This window comes from Sphingomonas sp. 2R-10, assembly GCF_030062225.1.
GTDB lineage: Bacteria > Pseudomonadota > Alphaproteobacteria > Sphingomonadales > Sphingomonadaceae > Sphingomonas.
In genome coordinates this window covers 97,022-116,163 of record NZ_JASCXF010000008.1, presented here as the reverse complement: position 1 = coordinate 116,163, position 19,142 = coordinate 97,022, and the positions used below count along the sequence as shown (strand labels likewise).

Annotated in this window: 28 protein-coding genes; 23 read left to right on the top strand and 5 right to left on the bottom strand. The window is 68.3% G+C overall.

What is annotated here, in order from left to right:
• The 3 genes from QLH51_RS05850 to QLH51_RS05840 form a co-directional block, all read right to left on the bottom strand.
• A partial coding sequence (locus tag QLH51_RS05850; protein WP_283514420.1) for a hypothetical protein occupies nt 1-181 on the bottom strand: 181 nt, incomplete at its 3' end.
• Complete coding sequence (locus QLH51_RS05845; RefSeq protein ID WP_125656567.1) at nt 178-1,260, bottom strand: EAL domain-containing protein; 1,083 nt, start codon at nt 1,258-1,260, stop codon at nt 178-180. The genes QLH51_RS05845 and QLH51_RS05850, both read right to left, overlap by 4 nt.
• 11 nt (nt 1,261-1,271) lie before the next feature.
• A complete protein-coding gene (locus tag QLH51_RS05840) occupies nt 1,272-2,219 on the bottom strand; it encodes a hypothetical protein (protein ID WP_125656570.1) in 948 nt (315 codons plus the stop codon).
• A gap of 190 nt (nt 2,220-2,409) precedes the next feature.
• Between QLH51_RS05840 and QLH51_RS05835 the strand changes: the two genes are divergently transcribed.
• From QLH51_RS05835 to QLH51_RS05770, 14 genes are all read left to right on the top strand, one after another.
• Nucleotides 2,410-3,603 (top strand): DUF932 domain-containing protein, encoded by a 1,194-nt coding sequence (locus QLH51_RS05835; RefSeq protein ID WP_125656573.1) that lies wholly within the window; start codon nt 2,410-2,412, stop codon nt 3,601-3,603.
• Nucleotides 3,604-3,756: 153 nt separating this feature from the next.
• The gene (locus QLH51_RS05830; RefSeq protein ID WP_125656812.1) at nt 3,757-5,424 is read left to right on the top strand and encodes a PRTRC system ParB family protein; all 1,668 of its coding nucleotides are present in this window, start codon (nt 3,757-3,759) and stop codon (nt 5,422-5,424) included.
• A 29-nt stretch (nt 5,425-5,453) separates the two neighbouring features.
• Nucleotides 5,454-5,885 (top strand): PRTRC system protein E, encoded by a 432-nt coding sequence (locus QLH51_RS05825; RefSeq protein ID WP_125656576.1) that lies wholly within the window; start codon nt 5,454-5,456, stop codon nt 5,883-5,885.
• 43 nt (nt 5,886-5,928) lie between these two features.
• Entirely contained in the window at nt 5,929-6,135 is a 207-nt protein-coding gene (locus tag QLH51_RS05820) for a PRTRC system protein C (protein ID WP_125656579.1), read from the top strand.
• Between the two features lie 4 nt (nt 6,136-6,139).
• Nucleotides 6,140-6,367, top strand: a complete 228-nt coding sequence (locus QLH51_RS05815) for a hypothetical protein (RefSeq protein WP_206428942.1) — start codon at nt 6,140-6,142, stop codon at nt 6,365-6,367.
• A 172-nt stretch (nt 6,368-6,539) separates the two neighbouring features.
• On the top strand, nt 6,540-7,307 hold the full coding sequence (locus QLH51_RS05810; protein WP_206428943.1) for a hypothetical protein: 768 nt from the start codon (nt 6,540-6,542) through the stop codon (nt 7,305-7,307).
• 8 nt (nt 7,308-7,315) lie between these two features.
• Nucleotides 7,316-8,119 carry a PRTRC system protein B gene (locus tag QLH51_RS05805; RefSeq protein WP_125656585.1) on the top strand — a complete coding sequence of 268 codons (804 nt, stop codon included), beginning with the start codon at nt 7,316-7,318 and terminating at the stop codon, nt 8,117-8,119.
• Nucleotides 8,116-8,775, top strand: a complete 660-nt coding sequence (locus tag QLH51_RS05800; protein ID WP_125656588.1) for a PRTRC system protein A — start codon at nt 8,116-8,118, stop codon at nt 8,773-8,775. The genes QLH51_RS05805 and QLH51_RS05800 overlap by 4 nt, the downstream gene beginning before the upstream one ends.
• On the top strand, nt 8,765-9,544 hold the full coding sequence (locus QLH51_RS05795; RefSeq protein WP_125656591.1) for a PRTRC system ThiF family protein: 780 nt from the start codon (nt 8,765-8,767) through the stop codon (nt 9,542-9,544). The genes QLH51_RS05800 and QLH51_RS05795 overlap by 11 nt, the downstream gene beginning before the upstream one ends.
• A 22-nt stretch (nt 9,545-9,566) precedes the next feature.
• Nucleotides 9,567-10,439 (top strand): Mom family adenine methylcarbamoylation protein, encoded by an 873-nt coding sequence (locus tag QLH51_RS05790; protein ID WP_125656594.1) that lies wholly within the window; start codon nt 9,567-9,569, stop codon nt 10,437-10,439.
• Nucleotides 10,440-10,464: 25 nt separating this feature from the next.
• Nucleotides 10,465-11,136 carry a DUF5983 family protein gene (locus QLH51_RS05785; protein ID WP_206428944.1) on the top strand — a complete coding sequence of 224 codons (672 nt, stop codon included), beginning with the start codon at nt 10,465-10,467 and terminating at the stop codon, nt 11,134-11,136.
• Nucleotides 11,126-11,494, top strand: coding sequence for a sigma factor-like helix-turn-helix DNA-binding protein (locus tag QLH51_RS05780; protein ID WP_125656597.1), 369 nt, complete (start codon nt 11,126-11,128; stop codon nt 11,492-11,494). The genes QLH51_RS05785 and QLH51_RS05780 overlap by 11 nt, the downstream gene beginning before the upstream one ends.
• A 71-nt stretch (nt 11,495-11,565) precedes the next feature.
• Nucleotides 11,566-11,847 carry a hypothetical protein gene (locus tag QLH51_RS05775; RefSeq protein ID WP_125656600.1) on the top strand — a complete coding sequence of 94 codons (282 nt, stop codon included), beginning with the start codon at nt 11,566-11,568 and terminating at the stop codon, nt 11,845-11,847.
• Nucleotides 11,848-11,915: 68 nt separating this feature from the next.
• Nucleotides 11,916-12,113 (top strand): hypothetical protein, encoded by a 198-nt coding sequence (locus tag QLH51_RS05770; RefSeq protein ID WP_164516109.1) that lies wholly within the window; start codon nt 11,916-11,918, stop codon nt 12,111-12,113.
• 10 nt (nt 12,114-12,123) lie between these two features.
• Here the strand turns inward: QLH51_RS05770 and QLH51_RS05765 are convergent, their stop codons facing one another.
• The gene (locus QLH51_RS05765) at nt 12,124-12,312 is read right to left on the bottom strand and encodes a hypothetical protein (RefSeq protein ID WP_125656603.1); all 189 of its coding nucleotides are present in this window, start codon (nt 12,310-12,312) and stop codon (nt 12,124-12,126) included.
• Nucleotides 12,313-12,865: 553 nt separating this feature from the next.
• On the opposite strand from QLH51_RS05765, the gene QLH51_RS05760 reads away from it, so the two are divergent.
• From QLH51_RS05760 to QLH51_RS05745, 4 genes are read left to right on the top strand one after another with little or no spacing between them, the layout of a single operon-like run.
• A complete protein-coding gene (locus tag QLH51_RS05760; RefSeq protein ID WP_125656609.1) occupies nt 12,866-13,183 on the top strand; it encodes a hypothetical protein in 318 nt (105 codons plus the stop codon).
• A 12-nt stretch (nt 13,184-13,195) separates the two neighbouring features.
• Nucleotides 13,196-14,527, top strand: a complete 1,332-nt coding sequence (locus QLH51_RS05755; RefSeq protein WP_125656612.1) for a hypothetical protein — start codon at nt 13,196-13,198, stop codon at nt 14,525-14,527.
• 3 nt (nt 14,528-14,530) lie between these two features.
• Nucleotides 14,531-14,818: a hypothetical protein gene (locus QLH51_RS05750; RefSeq protein WP_125656615.1), complete on the top strand. Its 288-nt coding sequence runs from the start codon at nt 14,531-14,533 to the stop codon at nt 14,816-14,818.
• 60 nt (nt 14,819-14,878) lie between these two features.
• A complete protein-coding gene (locus QLH51_RS05745) occupies nt 14,879-15,325 on the top strand; it encodes a hypothetical protein (RefSeq protein WP_125656618.1) in 447 nt (148 codons plus the stop codon).
• 41 nt (nt 15,326-15,366) lie between these two features.
• Here QLH51_RS05745 and QLH51_RS05740 read toward each other — a convergent pair whose 3' ends face one another.
• Nucleotides 15,367-15,612, bottom strand: coding sequence for a hypothetical protein (locus QLH51_RS05740; protein WP_283514416.1), 246 nt, complete (start codon nt 15,610-15,612; stop codon nt 15,367-15,369).
• Between the two features lie 9 nt (nt 15,613-15,621).
• Here QLH51_RS05740 and QLH51_RS05735 point away from each other — a divergent pair, with 9 nt between their 5' ends.
• From QLH51_RS05735 to QLH51_RS05715, 5 genes are all read left to right on the top strand, one after another.
• A complete protein-coding gene (locus QLH51_RS05735) occupies nt 15,622-17,103 on the top strand; it encodes an ATP-binding protein (RefSeq protein WP_283514415.1) in 1,482 nt (493 codons plus the stop codon).
• Nucleotides 17,060-17,671: a DUF5983 family protein gene (locus QLH51_RS05730; protein WP_164516110.1), complete on the top strand. Its 612-nt coding sequence runs from the start codon at nt 17,060-17,062 to the stop codon at nt 17,669-17,671. The genes QLH51_RS05735 and QLH51_RS05730 overlap by 44 nt, the downstream gene beginning before the upstream one ends.
• Nucleotides 17,672-17,697: 26 nt before the next feature.
• On the top strand, nt 17,698-17,985 hold the full coding sequence (locus tag QLH51_RS05725) for a hypothetical protein (RefSeq protein WP_125656627.1): 288 nt from the start codon (nt 17,698-17,700) through the stop codon (nt 17,983-17,985).
• A 68-nt stretch (nt 17,986-18,053) separates the two neighbouring features.
• Nucleotides 18,054-18,260, top strand: coding sequence for a hypothetical protein (locus QLH51_RS05720; RefSeq protein WP_206428945.1), 207 nt, complete (start codon nt 18,054-18,056; stop codon nt 18,258-18,260).
• A gap of 56 nt (nt 18,261-18,316) precedes the next feature.
• On the top strand, nt 18,317-19,060 hold the full coding sequence (locus QLH51_RS05715; RefSeq protein WP_206428946.1) for a hypothetical protein: 744 nt from the start codon (nt 18,317-18,319) through the stop codon (nt 19,058-19,060).
• The last annotated feature ends 82 nt before the right edge of the window (nt 19,061-19,142 follow it).

Here is a 19,142-nt window from a genome sequence, read left to right as displayed (position 1 = left end):
GGGGGCGAGGGGGCGGGAACGTGTCGATCGCCACCCATGAGCCGGTTTCGCTGCACGGATGATCCGGATACCGAGTTGCTTGCACGATGAACTCGTGGCGCGGGACGGAAGCCGACATGTCGATCGTGGAACCCGGCAGCGACGTCACGGAAGGTCCGGGGTCTGCGCCTTCGGTCTTCAAGGTCCCGTTTCGACCGGAACCTCGGCGCTCGCTTCCAGGTGAGCGATCAGCGCGTCGAGCGTCAGCGGGCGGCTGATGAAGAAGCCTTGTGCGGCATCGCACCCCATCATCGTCAGCAGCGACAGTTGCGCCTCGGTCTCCACGCCTTCGGCGGTCACTTCCATGTCGAGGGCGTGCGCCAGATCGATGGTGGACCGCACGATCAGCGGCTCCGAATGATCGTTGCCGATCTGCCGGATGAAGCTCCCGTCGATCTTGAGTTCCCTCGCGCCGGAACCCTTCAAAAGGCCGAGCGAGGAGAAGCCCGTACCGTAATCGTCGATGGCGACGACGATGCCCATGGCCTCCAGTTCGCGGATGTATCCGGGCACTGTCTCGGGTTCGGCGATCAGCGCGGTCTCGGTGATCTCGAAGCAAAGGCGCGGACGCTCTCCGCCGAGGACGTGCGCGCAATTACGGATGAAGTCACGCTCGCCCATCATCATTGGCGAGATGTTGAGCGCGACGACGAGATCGAATCCACGCTTGCGCAGGATACGTTGCCGTTCGATCGCCGCTTCGATCGTCCAGTAGGTGACCGCTTCGATCAGTCCCTCCTCTTCCAGGAGGGGAACGAAGGTCGCGGGTGCGACATGGCCCCGGTCGGGATGCTGCCACCGCAGCAGGGCCTCCGCGCCGGTCACCTTTCGGCTCTTCAAATCCACCTTGGGCTGGAATACGAGCTCGAATTGTCGCCGATCGATCGCCTGGCGGAGATCGCGTACCAGTTCGACCCGGTCGCGGCTGTCGACCTGGCTACGCCGCACGATCCAGTCCGCATCGTCGTCATCGAGGATCGCGCCGGTCAGGCCCGTGGTGCGATCGACATGACGGGCGTGCCGGAGGCCCGTACCGCGCAGATCGCTCCCGGAAAGATCGAAGCCGCGCAGGTCCGCGTCCTCGAAGCGGAGCGCGCGGAGGTCGCGATCGCGAAAGTCGCGATCGGGCGCGAGGCAGGCCGCGCGCACCAGCGCATCGAAGCGAGTATCCTCGCCTGCGTAGAGGTCAGCTAGGCGGCGTCCGAGATCGGGATTGTCCATTACGAGGCGCGTCACGAGCGTTCCCCTTCCGCCGCCCGATCACCGTACTCGCGCGCCTTCGTACAAGCGGCCTGGATCTCGTAGAGGGTGAGTTCGTCCGTCATCGAGTCCGTGGCGGCCCGCTCGATGCAGATCGCGGCGAGGCGGTCGCGCATCGTGGCGATCGCCGCATCGCGCTCGGTTTGTGCGGCCTGCTCGCCACCGATCGCTTCGACGCTCAGGCCATCGCGCGTGGTCACCGCGAAGTCGATCGTGCCGGTCGCGCAGCCGGGCAGGAACTCGACCTCGCACCCATGCGGCCGTCCCTCGATGACCCGCGCGAAATACTGGCCATCGAGGCATCCGTCGCGCTTGAGCGGGTCGCCATGGGTCCGGTCACCGACCCGCCAGCCCCCCGGCACCGCCTCTACTTCATAGAGATCCTGCGACGCGGTGATCGTCCGCTCGACGGTAGCGCTGCCCTGCCAGGAAGATCCGACACGGTAGCTTCCGGCCGCTGATGCCCTAGGCTGGCCGCTCAGCGCTGCCGCCAGATCGAGGCGGCTTGCCCGGTCGCGGGTCGCAGCGGTGCGGTCCGAGGTGGCCTGCGTTTCGGCATAGGCGCCGATCTCGACCGCACTGCGATACTTGCTGTCGGCAAGAACCGAGACGCCGTCGCAGCGATAGCGCACATAGCAGTGACGCAGGCGGACCCTGAGTTCGATGGGTGGCAATCCCGACGGCGGCTGGTGCAGCACCTGTCCTGCAAGCCGCTGCAACAGCCCCGACCTGCGCTCCACCTGCAACCGCCACTCGTCCACCTCGAGCCGCAAGTCGATGGCGAAGACGTCCTCGATCCGGTTGGCGCCGCATCGAACATGCAACGCGACGAACCGGTCGAGTCCGCGCGGCGTGCCGGTGGTGAAGGCGCTGTCCGGGCGATGGTCGGACGAGGCGTCGATGCGGGTGCGATCGTTCATGGCCGCAGCGTAGCGACTGGAGTTTCGCCATGCCACCGGAACGCATCCCGCGCCCGTCCATCGACCGGTGCAGCCAGCGGATTGGCGAGCCGCCAGCCCGGCCGTGATCCGTGGCGGGAGCGAAGGTGAGGGGGGATCGGATGACGGATCGGAAGTCCGTTCGCACCCCAATTCAGCAGGAGACAATCCCATGGCGAGCCTCGCTCCCGTCGCCGACCGCCAGGTCGATGGCGCCTACCGCGTCGACATCTCGCGCGGATGCAATGTCGACCGTGTATCGTCGGAATGGTTCTCACGCCCCGACGACGAAAAGTACCTGTCGCTCACCGATCTCTACGCCAGCGTCCGCGGCCGGGCCGAGCGAGCGAAGACCAAAGTCGTCGAGAGCGCCAGCATCCGCGTCGAGGCACGCGGGCCGAACCGCGAGCAACTGGCGCTGCTGGTTCCCGACAATGCCGGCCCGGTCGCACCGACCAACTGGTCGTTCGGGCAACTGTGCAGTCTGGTCGGCGCACCGGCGTCCTATCTGCGCCAGCTCCCCGCGGTGCTGGCGGGGATCAACATGCAGCATGGTCTTCTCCATCACCGCGCCGAGCAGGTGAAGCTGCTCCAGGCCGAGGATGGCCGCACCGAACTGCGCGCGGTGACAGGCCCGGATTACGGCCGCATCTGGGATCATGAACTGGTCGCGGCGGTGATGAAGATCGCCGGCAACGGCACCGGGGACACGCGCTGGAAGGTGCCGGGCGTGCTCGACTGGGGCTCGATGCGCTACAACCCTTATGTCCACGTCTGCCGCGAGACGACAACGCTCTATGCGTCCGACCGCGACGTCTTCCTGTTCCTGGTAGACGATACGCACCCGATCGAGGCCGGCAAGCTGCCGAACGGCGACCCCGATCTCTACTTCCGCGGCTTCTACTGCTGGAACAGCGAGGTCGGCGCCAAGACGCTCGGCATCGCGACCTTCTATCTCCGCGCCGTGTGTCAGAACCGGAACCTCTGGGGTGTCGAGAACTTCGAGGAGATCAGCATCCGCCACTCGAAGTTCGCGGCCGCCCGCTTCGCGCACCAGGCCGCCCCGGCGCTGGAGAGCTTCGCCGACAGCTCGCCCCGCCACTTCGTCGACGGCATTCGCTCGGCGCGCGAGCGCGTCGTCGCGCGCACCGACGAGGATCGCACCGACTTCCTGCGCAGGCGCGGCTTCTCCAAGACGGAAACGAGCCGCGTGATCGAAATGGTACTGGCGGAAGAGGGCCACCCGCCTGCCTCGGTCTACGATTTCGTCCAGGGGATCACCGCGCTCGCGCGGGGCAAGCCGCATCAGGACGCGCGGCTCGATCTCGAAGCCAAGGCGAGGAAGCTGCTCGAACAGGCGCGCTGACGCCTCGCTGCCGCTCCGTCTGAATCCATGACCTCACGCTCCGGCCTCCCGGCCGGAGCGTGCCTTTCCCTTGCAAGGAGACCCGCTATGCGCGTCCGATCCCACGCTTCCATCGCGGAACCCATCGCCCGAACGCCTCCGATCGGCGCCACCATGCTCGCGCTGTCCAGGATGGTGAAGGGCCGCAACCCCCGACGCTACTTCGACCGCGCGACGCATGACGAACTCGTCGTCTCGATCCGGCTGCGCGGGATCATCCAGCCGATCGTGCTCCGGCCGTGGCCCGGTAGCGGCGACCTGTTCGAGATCGTCGCCGGTGAACGCCGCTACCGCGCAGCGCTGGAGGTGTATGGTCCCGATGGCGAGGTTCCGGTCGTCGTTCGCGAGATGACCGACGAAGAAGCGCTCGAGGCGGCGATCGACGAGAACGACGTTCGCGACGATGCATCCGAGACCGAACAAGCCGACGCGGCGGTCCGCCGTCTGGCGGCGTGCGGCAACGACCGCGCCGAGACGGCGCGCCGGCTCGGCTGGTCGCGGGCGAAGCTCGATCGCCGCCTGGCGCTCGCCGACCTGTCCGAAACGGTCAAATGCGCGCTCGATGAGCGCCGGATCAAGGTCGGTCATGCCGAGCTGCTCGCGGTCATCCCGGCCGACAAGCAGGACAAGGCGCTCGACACGATCCTGAACGCCAGGCTGGATGTCGCCAAGACCCGCGAACTGCTGATGCGGGTTACACAGAACCTCGCCAGCGCGTGTTTCGACAAGGGCGAATGCACCGCCTGTCCGTTCAACTCCGCCGCGCAGGCGGTGCTGTTCGAGACCCATGTCGACGACGGGCATTGCACCAACGCTGCCTGCTTCGAATTGAAGACCCAGGCTGCCGAGGCGATCCGCTTCGAGCAACAGGAACAGGCCGAGCGGTTGGCGAAGGCGGCTCAGCCAGCCCCCGCCGCTGTGGATGCCGGTGAACCCGATGACGAAGATATTGAAGGGCACGATATCGAGGGTGATGAAGCCGATGACGATGGCCTGGAGCACGCCCGCGGCGATGCTGCGACCGACGATAGGGAACCGGCAAGCAGCACGACCGCTGCGCCTGCCCGGATCGCCGCCGTCGCACCCGCCCCGACACCCCCGGCGATAGCTGCGAGCCGGGCATCACTCACGGCTGGCCCGTGCGTCACCAGCACGTCGATTGCCGCCCGCACCGCCGAATATCGCGAGGCCGCCTGGCGCACCGCGCTTGCCCGCGCGCTGGCAGGTAACGCGGATAACGCCCGCATCACCATTCTGATCGCGGCGATGTCGGGCACGCTCTCCCAGATCAAGGCCGATACGCTGATTTCCCGCGCCGGCGTGCTGATCGGCGCGCCCTTCGCGGGGCTCGACTATCCGGCGCAGATCGCCGCGATCCGCGCCCTTGCCGGTGCGCAGGCGACGAACATACTGTCGGTAATCGGTGCGGCCTATGCCAAGGACGTCCACCGCTTCGGCCATGTCGCGGACCTGGCGCGGGCGTTCTACGTCGACCTGCGCGATAGCTGGCAAGTCGATCGGGCCTTTCTCGAACGCTATACCAAGGACGAGCTCTCCTTCCTCGCGCGCGAATGCGGCCTGGTCGCGCACATGGGCGAGAAGGCGTTCGCCAAACTGCTCGCCGCCAAGAAGACGGATCTCGTAACGGCGATGCTCAATCGCCCGGGCTTCGCCTGGCCCGGGCGCCTGCCGGGTTCGATGACGTTCGACGGTGCCTATGGCCCACCGCCGGACCGCGCGCCTGCGTCGGCATCTCCGCCGATCACCGCGCTCGCCGCCTGACCGCAACCCTTACCTGAAGGATCATCACCATGCTGATCGCCAGCCTGCTGCCGCTGCTTGCCCGCTATTCGCTTAGGCTCGACCTCGTCGCCGGCCCCGACGATACCGTGACCCTGACGGTCATTCCGCGAACGGTAGAGGGCGCAGCCCGCACCGCCGATGCCGGCGAGACCCGGCCGATCTCGATCACGGCGACTGCGGCCGAGATCGATGCCGAACTTGCGCGCGGGACGGACGGTGCGCTCGGCCAGCTGATCGCCGCGCGTAAGGACCTCGCGGACCAGATCGCCGAACAGCGGCAGGCTGCCGACAAGGCGAAGCAGGCCGTTACGGACGCGGCCAAGGCGAAAACTGCCGCACCCGCGGTCAGAACTTCGACGCTGGAGAGTGTCGCGACGCCAGCGGCGCCGACCAGCCCGCCCGCCACGGCGAAGCCGGACGAACCCGCCAGCCTCTTCTGACCTCCCAAACGAACCATCAACCTCGACGAACAGGACAGCGACCATGCAGATCCAGCAGCTCACCCGCACCTATCGCTATGACGGCATCGATCTTCCGGTGCCGCCGCATCTCGCCGAGGACCGGGCGGCGCTTCGCGCCTATCACGCCACCCTCTATCCGGCGATCCTCAACGCCGAGGCGGTCGATGCCGGCGTCACCGGCGGCGCCCACGTCGTCGAATATCGCCGCGCCATCGGCACCAAGGGCTGAGCGCGTGTCCCGCCCGCAGCCGGCGCCGATCCCCGCGGCGCCCGTCAAGACCCTGCTCGAATGGATGGCCTGCGACGATGGCGACACGACCGGCCTTGCCCGACCGGCCTGCAGTGCGCAGGCCGAAACCCTCCACGTCGCGATCGTCGCCGGCGCGCAACGCGGCGAGGGGGGCGGCGTCCGCGAGCCGCTTCATCCCCCCGCCGGTCTGCGGCTCGCACCGCTCGGCTGATCTTGCCGGGCGGGCGGTCGCGCTGTCCGGGGACATCCCGACCATCTTCGATACCCCGCTGGCGCGCCATCATCGGTTCGTCGGCGGCTGGGTCGCCAGGCAGCACCCGTCCGCGGCGATCTATACCCGGCCGCAGGTCCGCCGTCACATCGAGCGGACGTTCGCCGCCGCGGTGCTCGACATCCTCAAGCCCGTCGAGCTGGCCGACCTCGGGGTCGCGGTGCTGCGCGGCGACGGCGATCGGCCGCCGGCGCTCGTCGTCACCTGCGAGAGCGTCGGGCAGCTCGATCTCGGCTGGATCGAGGACAGCGACGCGCCGGTAGCCTGGCGCGCCACCGCCTATGCCGCGCTCGAACGCATGCTCGGTCGCGTGCTCCCGGTGTTCGGCTACCAGGATCTGTTCGAGGAGATCGCCCGCTGGTACTGGGAGGGCGAGACCGACGATGCCGCCGCGCGGCAGGTGTTGGTCGACTATCACGGTGCCGAGGAGGACGATCTCGACGGGCAGTCGCTGCCGTCGACGATGAACGCCCGCCGGCCGGCATGGATGATCGCGGCGAACGCGGTCCCGCCGGCACGTCTCCCGATCGGCCTGCGTCGAACGTTGGTTGCGCTTCGCCGCACCTTCGAAGCGGTGGAGCAGATCCCGCCCGGCTGCGACGCATGGCACGTCGATCATGAGATTCTCTTCGACCATCTTCCCGACCTCGAGGAAGCCTTGCACCTGCCGCCGGTGACGCTCGTCCCGTTCGATCAGTTCGCCTGCGAACTCGACGATATCGGCCGCCACGGCATGGAGGTCGGCTTCAGCGACGTCGCCGGTCTCTATCCGCTGCCCGATGCGGACCGGATCGACGACTGGTTCGCCTCGCTCCGGCTCGGCGCCACATTCCTGTGCGCGGTCCAGGAGCTGATCCGCTTCGATCCCTCTTCTTCGTGAGGTTCGGCATGCCAGGCCATTCCACCCGCTTCGACGCCGCCGCCGGCGATCTGGTCCTCAGCGGCGCCATCCTGCTCTACCGCGCCGGGTCGGCCAGTCAGGCGGCGTCCGCGTTCGCCAGCATCCATTCGGTCGAACTCGATGACGACGGTCAGCCGACGATCGCCGCGGGCGTGCCACTGTCGCGCGCGCATCTGCGGCAATGGACCGAGGCGCTCGGGCGGACGACGCGACCCGAACTCCTGCCGCCCGATGTGTTGGTCGCCCATGCCGACATGCTTGCCTGGTGGACGCCGGCGCAGGTGCGGCCCGCCTATTTCGCGCTGTCGAATCCGCCGCCGGATCTCCGCGCGCTGTCCGACCGGACGATCGCCCCGGTGCCCTATCCCGCGCATCTGTTCGTCGCCACCCGGTCGGGCCTCGGCGTCTATGCCTTGCCGACCGATGCGCGGCCGATGGCGGACACCGAACTGCGTCACTCGCCGGTGCTCAACGTCTATGCGAACGGACAGCTGTGCTGGGGCAACATCGCCCGGCCGGGAGGGCTGGACCTCGCATCGATCCCGGCGTTCGAGCGCGCGGTGTTCGACAGCTGGTCGACCCACCTCAACCCGGGGCAGGAGCGGACCGTCACCGGCAGGGGCGGCCTCGTCCGGCTCTGGGACGACCTCGCCGCGCGCAGGGCAAAGCGCTTCCCGGTCGGGCGTCTCCGGCCGTTCACGACCGGAGCAGGGCAGCGTGGCGGGCAAACACCGGGCGGCGGAGCCGAGCCGATGACGCTCGGAACGCTCGTCGCGCGGGGCCGGCGATGACCATGCTCGCCGACGATCCCACCGCCGCCGCGGTCCTTGCCGCAGTTCCCTGTCACCCGGTGCCGCCGACCGAGCGGTCGCCCGCCATCGACGCGCTGCGCGATGCACGAGCCGGTCACGGCTTCGCCATCGGCCATGACGGGGTGATGCTGATCCTGCGCCGGCCCTGGCTGGCGCTCGACCTGCCCGTCACGCCGCCGGTCCGTGCCTGGCTTCCTTACGGCAGCGTCGGGCCGGCAAAGGCGGACCTGCGCTGCGGGCTGATCCCGCACGCGCTGCTTGCGGCGATCGGCGATCATTTCCGCGCCGCACTGCCCGACGAGGCGGCGGCGTTCGTCCTCTGGAACGAGCAGACGCGCGCGTTCGTCGTCGAGTTCCCCGTCATCGACGCGGCCAGCCCGTCACGGTTGGTCTATCGTACCCCGGTCCCGGCACCCGGCTGGCATCTGGTCTGCGACGTCCACAGCCACGGACACGCGCGCGCCTTCTTCAGCGCCACCGATGACGTCGACGACGCGCATGCCACCAAGGTCGCGATCGTCCTCGGTCGTCTCGACGATCCCGCGGGACCGACGATGGCCGCGCGACTCTGTGCCGGCGGCATGTTCATCACCCTGCCGCGCAGCCCCTTTGCAGGAGAGCATGATGCCCTCTGATCGACATTATCTGCCCGCTGCCTTCGACGCCCGCATGATCCGGGTCCTCCTCGTCGGCTGCGGTGGCAACGGTGCGCAGATGCTGATGGGACTGGCCTCGCTCGATAACGCGCTACGCGCGATCTCGTCGCGGTTGCTGCACGTCACCACGGTGGACGACGATTTGGTCAGCGAGGCCAATCTCGGTCGCCAGCCCTTCTATGCCTGCGACCTCGGCCAGTCCAAGGTGCGGACGCTGACCGAGCGGATCAACATCGCGCACGGCCTCGCCTGGACCGCGGTCCACGGTCGTGCGCCGGACGCCGTCGGGGTCGAAGGGGCCGACCTCGTCATCAGCTGCGTTGACACCGCTGCGGCCCGCCGCGCATTGGGGGCGGCGCTGGGAACAGCGAAACGCGTGCCGACCTATTGGCTGGACCTCGGCAACCGCGCACGCGACGGCCAGTTCCTGCTCGGCTGCCCCGCACGATCGGGTGCCGACCCGTGTCGCCTGCCGACCGTACTCGAAGCCTTTTCCGAACTCGCCGACGACAGCCTCGCCGAGGACCACACGCCGTCCTGCTCGGTCGCAGAGGCGCTCGAACGCCAGTCGCTGTTCGTCAACCGCGTCGTCGCGGCCCACGCACTCGCGCTGCTGTTCGACCTGCTGGCTCGCGGTTCGATCGGCCAGGCCGGCGGTTTCATCAACCTCGCCAGCGGCCAGGTCGTCCCGATCCCGCTGCCGCGCGAGGAGCGGCCCCGTACCGCAGGAGGAGGAGAGGGGGGATGATGGCGATCGGCAGGAGATCGTCATGCACACCACCCGCTCGCAACGCTGGCGCGACCGCCGCAGCCGCTGGGTTCCGGCTGCCTCCGAAATCGATGCCCGCCGCCTCGCCGTCGACGTGATCGACGCGCACAGGGTCGCGAGCCCGTTCGTGCGGACGCATCATTATGCCGCGTCGATGCCGGTGACGCGGCTGTCGGTCGGGCTGTTCGCCGATGGCGCGGGCGGCCGGTCCGAACTGGTCGGGGTGTGCGTCTTCTCGCATCCGGTCAACGATGCCAGCGTGCCGAAGAATGCCGGGCTGAAAAACCCGCGCGCCGCCTGCGACCTCGGCCGGTTGGTGGTGCTCGACAGCCAGGGTGGCAATGCCGAGAGCTTCCTGGTCGCACGGGCCTTCCGGCTGCTCCGCCGCGAGAAGCCGGAGATCCTGTCGGTCATCTCCTACGCCGATCCGGTGCGGCGTACCGATGCGGACGGCCAGGTCTTCATGCCCGGCCATGTCGGTGGTCTCTACGCGGTGATGGCGGCGCGCTATGTCGGGCGCTCCAGTCCGCGCACCGACCTGATCCTGCCCGACGGTCGCCCGATCTCCTCGCGCGCACTGTCGAAGATCCGCAACGCCGAATGCGGCCAGCGCTACGCGATCGACGACCTGCTGCGTGCCGGTGCGCCGTCGCCGCAGCTTGGCGAGGACCGCGCGATGTGGCTGACGGGGCTGCAGCGCGCGGGGCTGCTGCTGCGGCGGCGCCATCCGGGCTGCCATGCCTATGTCTTTCCGTTGACCCGCGCGGCGCGGCACGCCGCCGCCCGCATTCCTGATCATCCCTATCCCAAGCTCGATCGTAGCCTGACCGACGGCGACGTAACCGCGCTGCCGCTGCTCGGCGGAGCCGCATGACCTCAATCGCACAAGGAAGCCCGCCGTGACATCGACCTCGCCTCGCGATCATCGCGACCTGCTCGCCCGTGCCCGTGCCGCCCTGGAAACGCCTGCCGACCTCGATGAGGTCGCGCGCGGCGCACTGATCGAGGATCTGGCGACCGCTGCGGCCACCATCGACGACGCTGAACTCGACGTCGCCGTGGCGCTGATCGACTCAGGGAATGGTACGCGGTTCCATGTCGCAACGAGCGATGCCGCGCTGACCCGTGAACTCGCTGCCTGGTGCCGCCCGCGCTGGGACCGGACCGGCGACCCGCGCGATTCCACCTCGCTCGAAGATGCCGAGATCGTCGACACCTATTTCGCCGGCGACATCAGCGAATATTTCGCCATCGGCACCGCGCGCATTGCGAAGGACGATGCCGGCCTCGAACAGGGGCGCTACTGCGTCCTGTCCACCGCGCATGTGTCGCACGCCACCTCGGAGTGGCTCGAGCGCTGGTCGCTCGGCCCCCCGCCGCCCGCGCCGGTTGCGATCGCCACCACCTTCTACGGTTGGTTCGTCGCGACGCGGGAGCCCGAGGCACATGCCGAGCCGCTGCCGACCGACCTGCGCGCCGCGATGCGGTTCGGCCGCCAGCGCGGCTTCGATTATATCCTGTTTGACAGCGATGCCGCCCAGGTCGATGGGCTCGACGTCCATGACTGGTGAGCGATCCATCGTTCCGGCGACCGACCCCGTACCGCTCGTGTGGGAGGCGGTCGAGATGCTGAACGATCAGCCCTGTTTCGCGCTGCGGCGCGATCCCGCTCGCATCAGCTATACGGTCGACGCCGCGATCGAGCGGTTTCTGGACGATCTCCGCATCCGCCACGATGCCATCCTCTCGGTGTTGCCCGATCTCACCTCCCGCATCTACCTGGCGTATCGCGACGACGAGCGATCGTGCGACGAGATCGCCGCGCTGCTCGGGCTGTCCGTGTCCGACGTCGCACAGCGCCTGGCCGATGCGATCTTCGCGCTCATCGGCCTCAGCGGTGTCGTCGCCGGCCGTCGCCGCGCCGGTTGAAGCCGGCGAGTCGCCACCTCGCCGCGACTGCCGGCAAACATCTCCCTGCGATCCTCGCGAAAGGCCCGACCATGACCAATCCACTATGGATCGAGAAGCTGGACATGCTGCCGCCGGACGGCCGTGGCCGCATCCGCCGCTATATCGAGGAAGGCTGCGGCGCCTCGCTCAGCACCTTCTATCGCTGTCTCCTTGCCAATGACCTGATCGGTGCCATGCAGGGCAGCGACGCCGAGAACCGCGCCGCGCTTCCGGTCTATGTCGACTATCTGACCGCCTATGCGCCGGAAGGCTGCTATGGCAGCGCCGACAAGCTGTACGCTTGGCGCGGCCTCTCCAGCGGTGACAGGTAACGTTACAGCCGCGCCCGATCCGCTCGACGTGCTGGCCTTAATCCATGGCTACAGCACGATGCCGTCCGATGCGTGGCAGGCGCGCTTTTCCCGAATGGCATGGTCGCATCCCCGCTGCCATCGCTCGCTTCCGGGCGGAGACCGACCATGGCCGGCGCCGCTGGGCAAGATCCGACGTGATGGTTAGCAGCGAAGCGGACGCGGTGCATCGCCGGGTATTCCTGCCGCTGATCCGGACGGAACTGAACGCCGCGCCGCCACCCTGACGCGCCCGCCTCAGCCTGAACGATCGCGGGCGCTCAACCTTTCGGCGGCGATCTCCGCGACACGCGCGCCGATGTGGCCGCCTTTGCCGCGCAGGATATCGGCGAGATCGCGCAGCATCGCGGCAAGATCCGCGTCGGACACGCCGCTGTCGAGGGTGGCATGGATCGCACGTTCCTCGTCATCATCGCACGCCTGCATCGATGGTTCTCCGTTCCCGCTCGAACGCCGCTGAGGGCGCCGCCGGCATAGCACATCCGCGTGTCCGGCGCGCGCGGCACCGTGAAAGAATGGTCATGCTTCACGTTCCCCCGCGACTGGGTGAGCCGGCCGGATCTGACGACGTGCAGCATCCACCCGGGCGCTCGCGACAGTCGACGGGCCAGATCGTGCCACGTAACCCCGGCTGTCGCATGAGCGACCGGTCGACACGGGCGCAGGTGCGTAACCCGGTGCTGGCGCTGCCGGCCGTCGCTGCGCTTCGACGGCTCGATCCGATGACGCGCATGGTCCTCCGGCAATTGTTGCTCGATCTCCAGAGGGATGCCCGTGCGCGTAGCGAGGCAAGCTGGCGACGGCGCAAGCCGCCCATGGCAGCCTATTTGGCCGCGGTCGCCGTCTATGCAGGGCACATCGCCCGGCCGCTCGGGCCGCCGTGCAGGACGTCCCGCATTGCATGTCATCCGGCAGGTCACTGCCCTCTCACGGTAGGGAAGGAGAGGGGGCGGTAGGGGTGAACCAGGAGATGGAGCCCATGCCGCTCGACACCCTCTACCGTCACCAGCAGGCGCTCGATTCGAGCGCGCTGACTATCATCATCGCCAGCGTCCATGCCGTCGCCGCTGCCATCGACGACTGCCGCCAGGCCGACCGCGATCCCGACGCCGATGCCGCCGTCATCTTGCTGGCACGCCATCTCGGCCGGATCGCCGAGGCCATTCCGGCGGCCGACGGCGAGTTGCGCCAGCGATGTATCGAGCGGATCGCCGCCATCCGCGGCAATCGGGTCCGCCGCGCACGTGAGGGGGCCGAGGTATCGGTCGCGCTCGAGACCACCCGCATAGCGGCCTGATCGGAGACGCGCATGCCAGACGCCCATTTCGATCCGGCCGACGCTGCCTGCTGGATCGCACACGGCCGCAAGCCCGAGCACGCCGCACTGATCGCCGCCGCCTGGCGCGACCATCCCGACCTGCCGCCGACCGCGCCGCTCGACGAGCGCCGGGCGCGCTCCCGCGCCCGGATCGCAGCGATGAACCCGGTCAACGAGCAGATCCGGCAAGCGTCGGCGCGCGAGCAGGAGGCGCGCAACTTCGCCTTCACCGAAGGCCAGCTTCGCCTCGGGCGAGCCTCGTCGCAGGATGCGGCGATCCTCGCCGGGCGCGACCGACATGGCTATGGCTGGCTTCGATCGGTCGACTATGCCTGGGGCTGGACGGCGGCGCAGGCCGGCTGGGAGTACCGACCGCCGGGCCGCGACCTGCTCGGCGTCGTTCCCGAAGGATCGACCGAAGCCTATGCCCAAGGCTTCGCCGATGGTGGCGGACGCCGCGACGATCTGTTCGATACGGCACGCCGCCAGTTCGCCGCTGCCGGTCGCGTGTCGACACCCGTGCAGGAAATCCCGGTCGCATCACGCCCGCTGCCTAGTGCGTGGCCGCAGCCGGCAGATATCCATGTACCGGTCGCCTGGGAGCGCCGGCTTCTTATCCTCGCCGCCTCGGCAATCCGTCACGTCGGAAGACCCTCTTCGGTGATCGAGCTGCTCGACGATCCGATTGCGGACGAGATCCGGCGGACACCGGGTATGCGGCAAGCGCGTATCGTGATCCTGTCGGCGGAGCACGGCTTCATCAATGGCCATGCACTATACGCGGGCTGGTCCGAGGCGATGACGCCCGGCCGCGCGGCGCAACTGGCGGCATCGTCTGAAGCCCGCGCGCAGCTCACGACACTGATGGAAGATCGCGAGATCGAGGATGTCCTTGCGGCGGCACAGGGCGAATATCTCACCGTCATCGACGCCCACGCTTCGGTCCTGCCGCTGTGCCGTGTCATGGAGCGCACCCGCAATACGCCGCTCCAGCAGCGCGCGCATTGCCGGACCTGGCTGGCACGCGGGCGCAAAGCGGGCGAGAATGTCGGTGCCGGGCATATCCGCTGGAGCAAGGTCATCCAGGGACTCACCGGCAAGCTCGGCGAGTTCACCGCCCGCTACGGCGGCAAGGTGGCCCCGCGCGGTCACCGCATCCTGATCGAGGTCGCGCCGGGCGTGGCGGCGAGCGGCTATGTCACCGCGACCGGCGTCGCGCTCGCGCCCGAAATCATCATCTCGAACAAGGCGCACATACGCGTCGAGATGGCGAGGGCGCTGCGATCCTTTGCCGCCGCTACCCGCCTCGCGATGGCGGCCTGAGCCGTGGCGACGAACGACCTCTATCATGGCGACCTGTTCGATGTGGCAAAGCATGCAACCGACCCGGTGGCCGCCGTTGTGCCGGATGCTGACCAACTGCCGCTGCTCGCCATTCCGTGCGGCTTCCGGAACAGCCGCAACGCGCCGTGCCGCCGGCTCGGCAACCGTCCGGTGATGATCGACGGCGAACCCTTCCACCATCGCGGCTGCCGTATCGTCCACTGCGACACCGCCTGCTTCCGGGACGCCGACTGCGGAGCGGACGATGCCCGGACCATCGGTACTCCGTGAGCGGAAGGGGAGGCGGGGGCGATCCGGTGACCGGATGGACCGGTCGCCGAGGAGAACCCCATGTCCCTGTCCGCTGCCACCATCTTCGCCGACGCGCCGCTCGGCGCTATCATCCGCTGGAGCGATGGCACGCCCCGCCCGCCTTCGCGTCATGTCCGCAAGGTCCGCGACTGGGAGCGGAGCAACGGAGAGGGGCGGCTGGTCGAGCGCCATACCGGCTCCGGGCCGCGGATGCCGGGCAGCTTCACGGTCCACGAGGGCGATTTCGGCGAAGGCGGCGTGATCATACTGTCGGTCCGGCGCGTGTTCGGCGTGAACAGCGGGTTGCACTTCGAGATCGCCTCGGTCCCGCAGCCGGGCGAGGCACTCGTCATCACCAGCTCCCTCGGCCACGACGCGCTCGAGCATGTCGCCCGCGATGACGCCGCCGCCGAGCGCTGGCGCGCAGCTCACGGCTATCAGGATGCCCGGATCGACATCGTGCCGTCGATCGCCATCGCCGCCTGAACACCGAACCCTCACCGCTCCTGCCCGCCTTCCGACGCGCGTCAGCCGTCCGGGAGGTGGAGGGGTGAGCGGTGTGCGGCAGGGAGGATCGTCGTCCCGCCACCAGGAGATCGCCCATGTCGTTTCCCGCCACCATCCATGCCGTCGTCGACCACCAAGCGATCAGCCGGGTCACCCGGCGATATGCCGGCACGCTCGCGGACATCCTTCACGAGATTTTCCAGAACTGCCGCCGTGCCGGTGCAACGCAGGTCGATGTCGAGACCGCGCTCGACGACGCCGGTCACGTCCTGATCGTGCGCGACGATGGTCGCGGCATCGACGATCCGGCCGCACTGCTTGCGCTCGGTCGCTCGGGCTGGGATGCCGAGATCGCGAGGTCGGAGGATCCCGCCGGCATGGGCGTCTTCAGCCTCGCCGGACGCGACGTCGAGATCCGCTCGCGCATGCGGCGCGCGCCGGGGGGATGGCGCGTCGTGATCCCCGCCGATGCCTGGGAAAGCGGCACATTGCTCCCCCTCGAACCCGTGTCAGCTCCGGAGGGCACCGAGATCCGGCTCGCCATCACCGCGCTTCAGGCCGGCACCGTGTCCGGCGAGGTGCGCGCCGCGGCGCTTCATCATCCCCTGCCGGTATTCCTCGAGGGAACGGCCTGCGTCCGGCGCGATTTCCTGCACGGTGCCGCCGCGATCGAGGAAGCCCGCGGCTGCCGGATTGGCATCTATGCCGGTGATGCGCCGGAGGGTCACCGGCTCAACTTTCACGGCTTGCAGGTCGAGTGCCGGCTGCCGCAGGTCCGCGAAGTCGACACCGCATGTTCCTGGTCGGTTCGTGTCGATATCCTCGATTCGCCCGACCTCAAGCTGGTCCTGCCCGCCCGCAAGGAAATGGTCGAGAACGACGCATTAGCCGCGCTTCGCATCGCCGCCGAACGGGCGATCTACCGCGCGATCGGCGAAAAGACCGCCCATCGCCTTCCATTCGCCGCATGGACCTGGGGGCGCGAGATCGGCGTCGACCTGCCGCCGGCTAAGGCCGCACTTGCCGCCTGGGTGCCGGCGACCGCCGATGGTGAGGGGCACCCGTCCCCGACGATGATCGCGGGCGAGCCCATGCTGATCGTGCCCCGGCTCGAGCCGGAGCTTGCCCGAGCCACAGCATCCGTGTTCCGCAAGCCCGCCTTCATCGCCGCGCGATCGGTCGATGAGCAGGAGGCGTTCGCTGGCTACGCCTGGTACGACGCCCTGCCGCGGATCGACGCGAGCGCCATTCTGGTCACCGTCGATGGGGTCACTCACCGGTACGGCGACCGGTACGATGCGCCGGCCGATCTCGCATCGGGGATCGTCGATGGTCTCCAGCTCAGCTTTTCCCTCCGGGATTGGATCGACGCGCCCGCGGCGGAGGACCGCCGGTTCCCGGTCGATGCGCTGGTCTGCGACAGCGGCAGCTACGATCTCGACGACGCGCTCGTGCTGGTGCGGCGCGGTGCCGACATCACCCCCGACCGGCTCGCGGCGCAGATCGAGGCGACGCTCTTCTGCGCCGATGACGATCCGGACAGCGACAGCGCCGAAACCCAGCGCGACCGCTTTCGTCGCAGCGCCCGCACGAGGGCGGTGAAGCTGCTGCACGGCGCGGACGCCGCACAGCTCGACGGCATCCGCACCGCCTTCGCGGACGAAGTGCGCTGGCTGATCCCGCGCGGCCGGGCGGTGACGATCGTCGCAAACGATGCTGGCCTCGCTGTCGAATGGAGCGACCCGCCAGCGGGCTGAGCGACGCCGCTTTGCTGACGAACCCTCAAACAAGGAGATGCTTATGCTCCGCTTCCATACCTGCGTCTGCTCGACCCTGCACTTGCCCGGCGAGGAGCGCCGTCTCATCGAAAGCCTGGTCGCGATGAGCCGTGAGGGCCAGTCCCTGATTGAATACACCGACCTTACGATCGTCCCGCACCACGACGGCTATATGATCCATGTCGGCGTCGTCGAGGACCGTGCCGATCGTCCCGCCAACGTGCCTGCCGCCCTATGGCAGCTTCTCGGCCGTGCCTGTGAGGAAGGTGCGAGCTGGCTGTCTTTCGATCGCGAGGAACTGCCCTGTTCCGACCTTCCGGTCTATCCCGACGACTCCTTGCCCGATCCCGTTTCCGCGATCGGGATACGTTGTGAAGCGTGTGGCAGCGCCGATGTCGAGCGTGACGCCTGGGCGCAGTGGAACGAGCCGGCGCAGGCATGGACGCTCGGATCGGTGTTCGATGCGGCCTTCTGCAACGTCTGCGAAGCCGACGCCACGCTGATCGAGACGCCGCTGCCTCCCATGCCGGTGGAAACCGCGGCATGATTGGCCGGGCAGAACGACCGGCTCAAATGCCGGCGACCCATGTCGCGCTCAGTAGCGTCGACCTGTCGATCCTCGGCCTCGTCGCCTTCGATCCCGACGCGCTCCCGGCGATCCGCGCCGGCCAACGCCCGAACACGATCGACACCGACGACAGCGGCATCCTGCGCCACACCGTGCCGCTTCACGCATGGCCGGAAGGTTTGTGGCGCGCGCTTGCCGGCACGATCGTCGGTTTCGGCGAACCTGCCGCCTCGCAGGTGGACCTGCCGATCCTCTACGCGGCGCGGGTCGTCCCGGCACCGGTCGTTCCTTGATACCTCGTTCGCGGTGCCGAATTCCAGCGCGACCCCGCCCAGTTGAATTTCCACCATCAGGAGGGTTCATGATGCTCCTCGACCCGCTCGACCTCGTCTCGCCGCTTCGCGCGCGCCTCGCCTCGTTCGATCACGCCTATGCGGTGGCACTGCGTCTGCGCCATGCCACCGGGCGGCTTCATTACGTCGTCCAGACCCGCGACCCACTCCAGCCCCACCGCGTCACCGACCGGCGACCACCGCAGCCTGATCGCATGCTGGCGATGATCGCGTGACGCGCGATCGATCCCCGGTGGTCGCGGCCTGGGGTGCCGGGGCGAACTCCACCGCGATGATCGTCGAACTGGTCCGGCGCGGCGAGCCGCCCGACATGGTCCTGCTCGCCGCCATGCCCGAGCAACCGCACACACGGCCGCTGATCCCGCTGTTCCGCGACTGGATGGACGCGCACGCCGTCCCCAACGAGATGGTCGAATATAAGGTGACGCACTGCAAGCATTGGCCTCCCTACAACGACCTGCTCGAGGCGTGCCTGACCAACGGGACCTTGCCGTCGATCGCGTTCGGTCTCCATTCCTGCTCGGCGCGGCACAAGATCTCGCCGCAGGACAAATGGGTCAAGGCCTGGCCGCCGGCGCAACACGCCTGGGGCAGAGGACGCAATGTCGTTCGGCTGATTGGCTACGACTGCTCCTCGCGCGACAACCAGCGCTACGCGCACCGTGAGGGCCACGTTTCCGACCTCTACGACTATCGATACCCGTTGCGCGAATGGGGCTGGGATCGGGATGACTGCGACCGGTGTATCGCCGGCGCCGGGCTACCGTTGTTCCCGAAGAGTTCCTGTTTTTTCTGTACGTCGATGAAATCCGCAGAGGTCCGCGCGTTGCCGCCGGCGGAGTTACGCCTCATTGTCCTGATGGAGGCGAGGGCCGCGCCACGTCTTCGAAACGTCGAGGGATTGTGGCGCCGATCGACACGAACGCGACCCGGCTCGATGACCGCCTTCATCCGCCAGGAAGATTTGCTCGATCCCGTAGAGATCGATGCGATCATCGCCGAAGCACCGACCTAACTCGTCGCCTTCCAGCAAGCTGCCGCTGCCATCCCGCTCGAAAAGCGACCGACGATGGGATCTTGGCTGGAGCGATTTCATC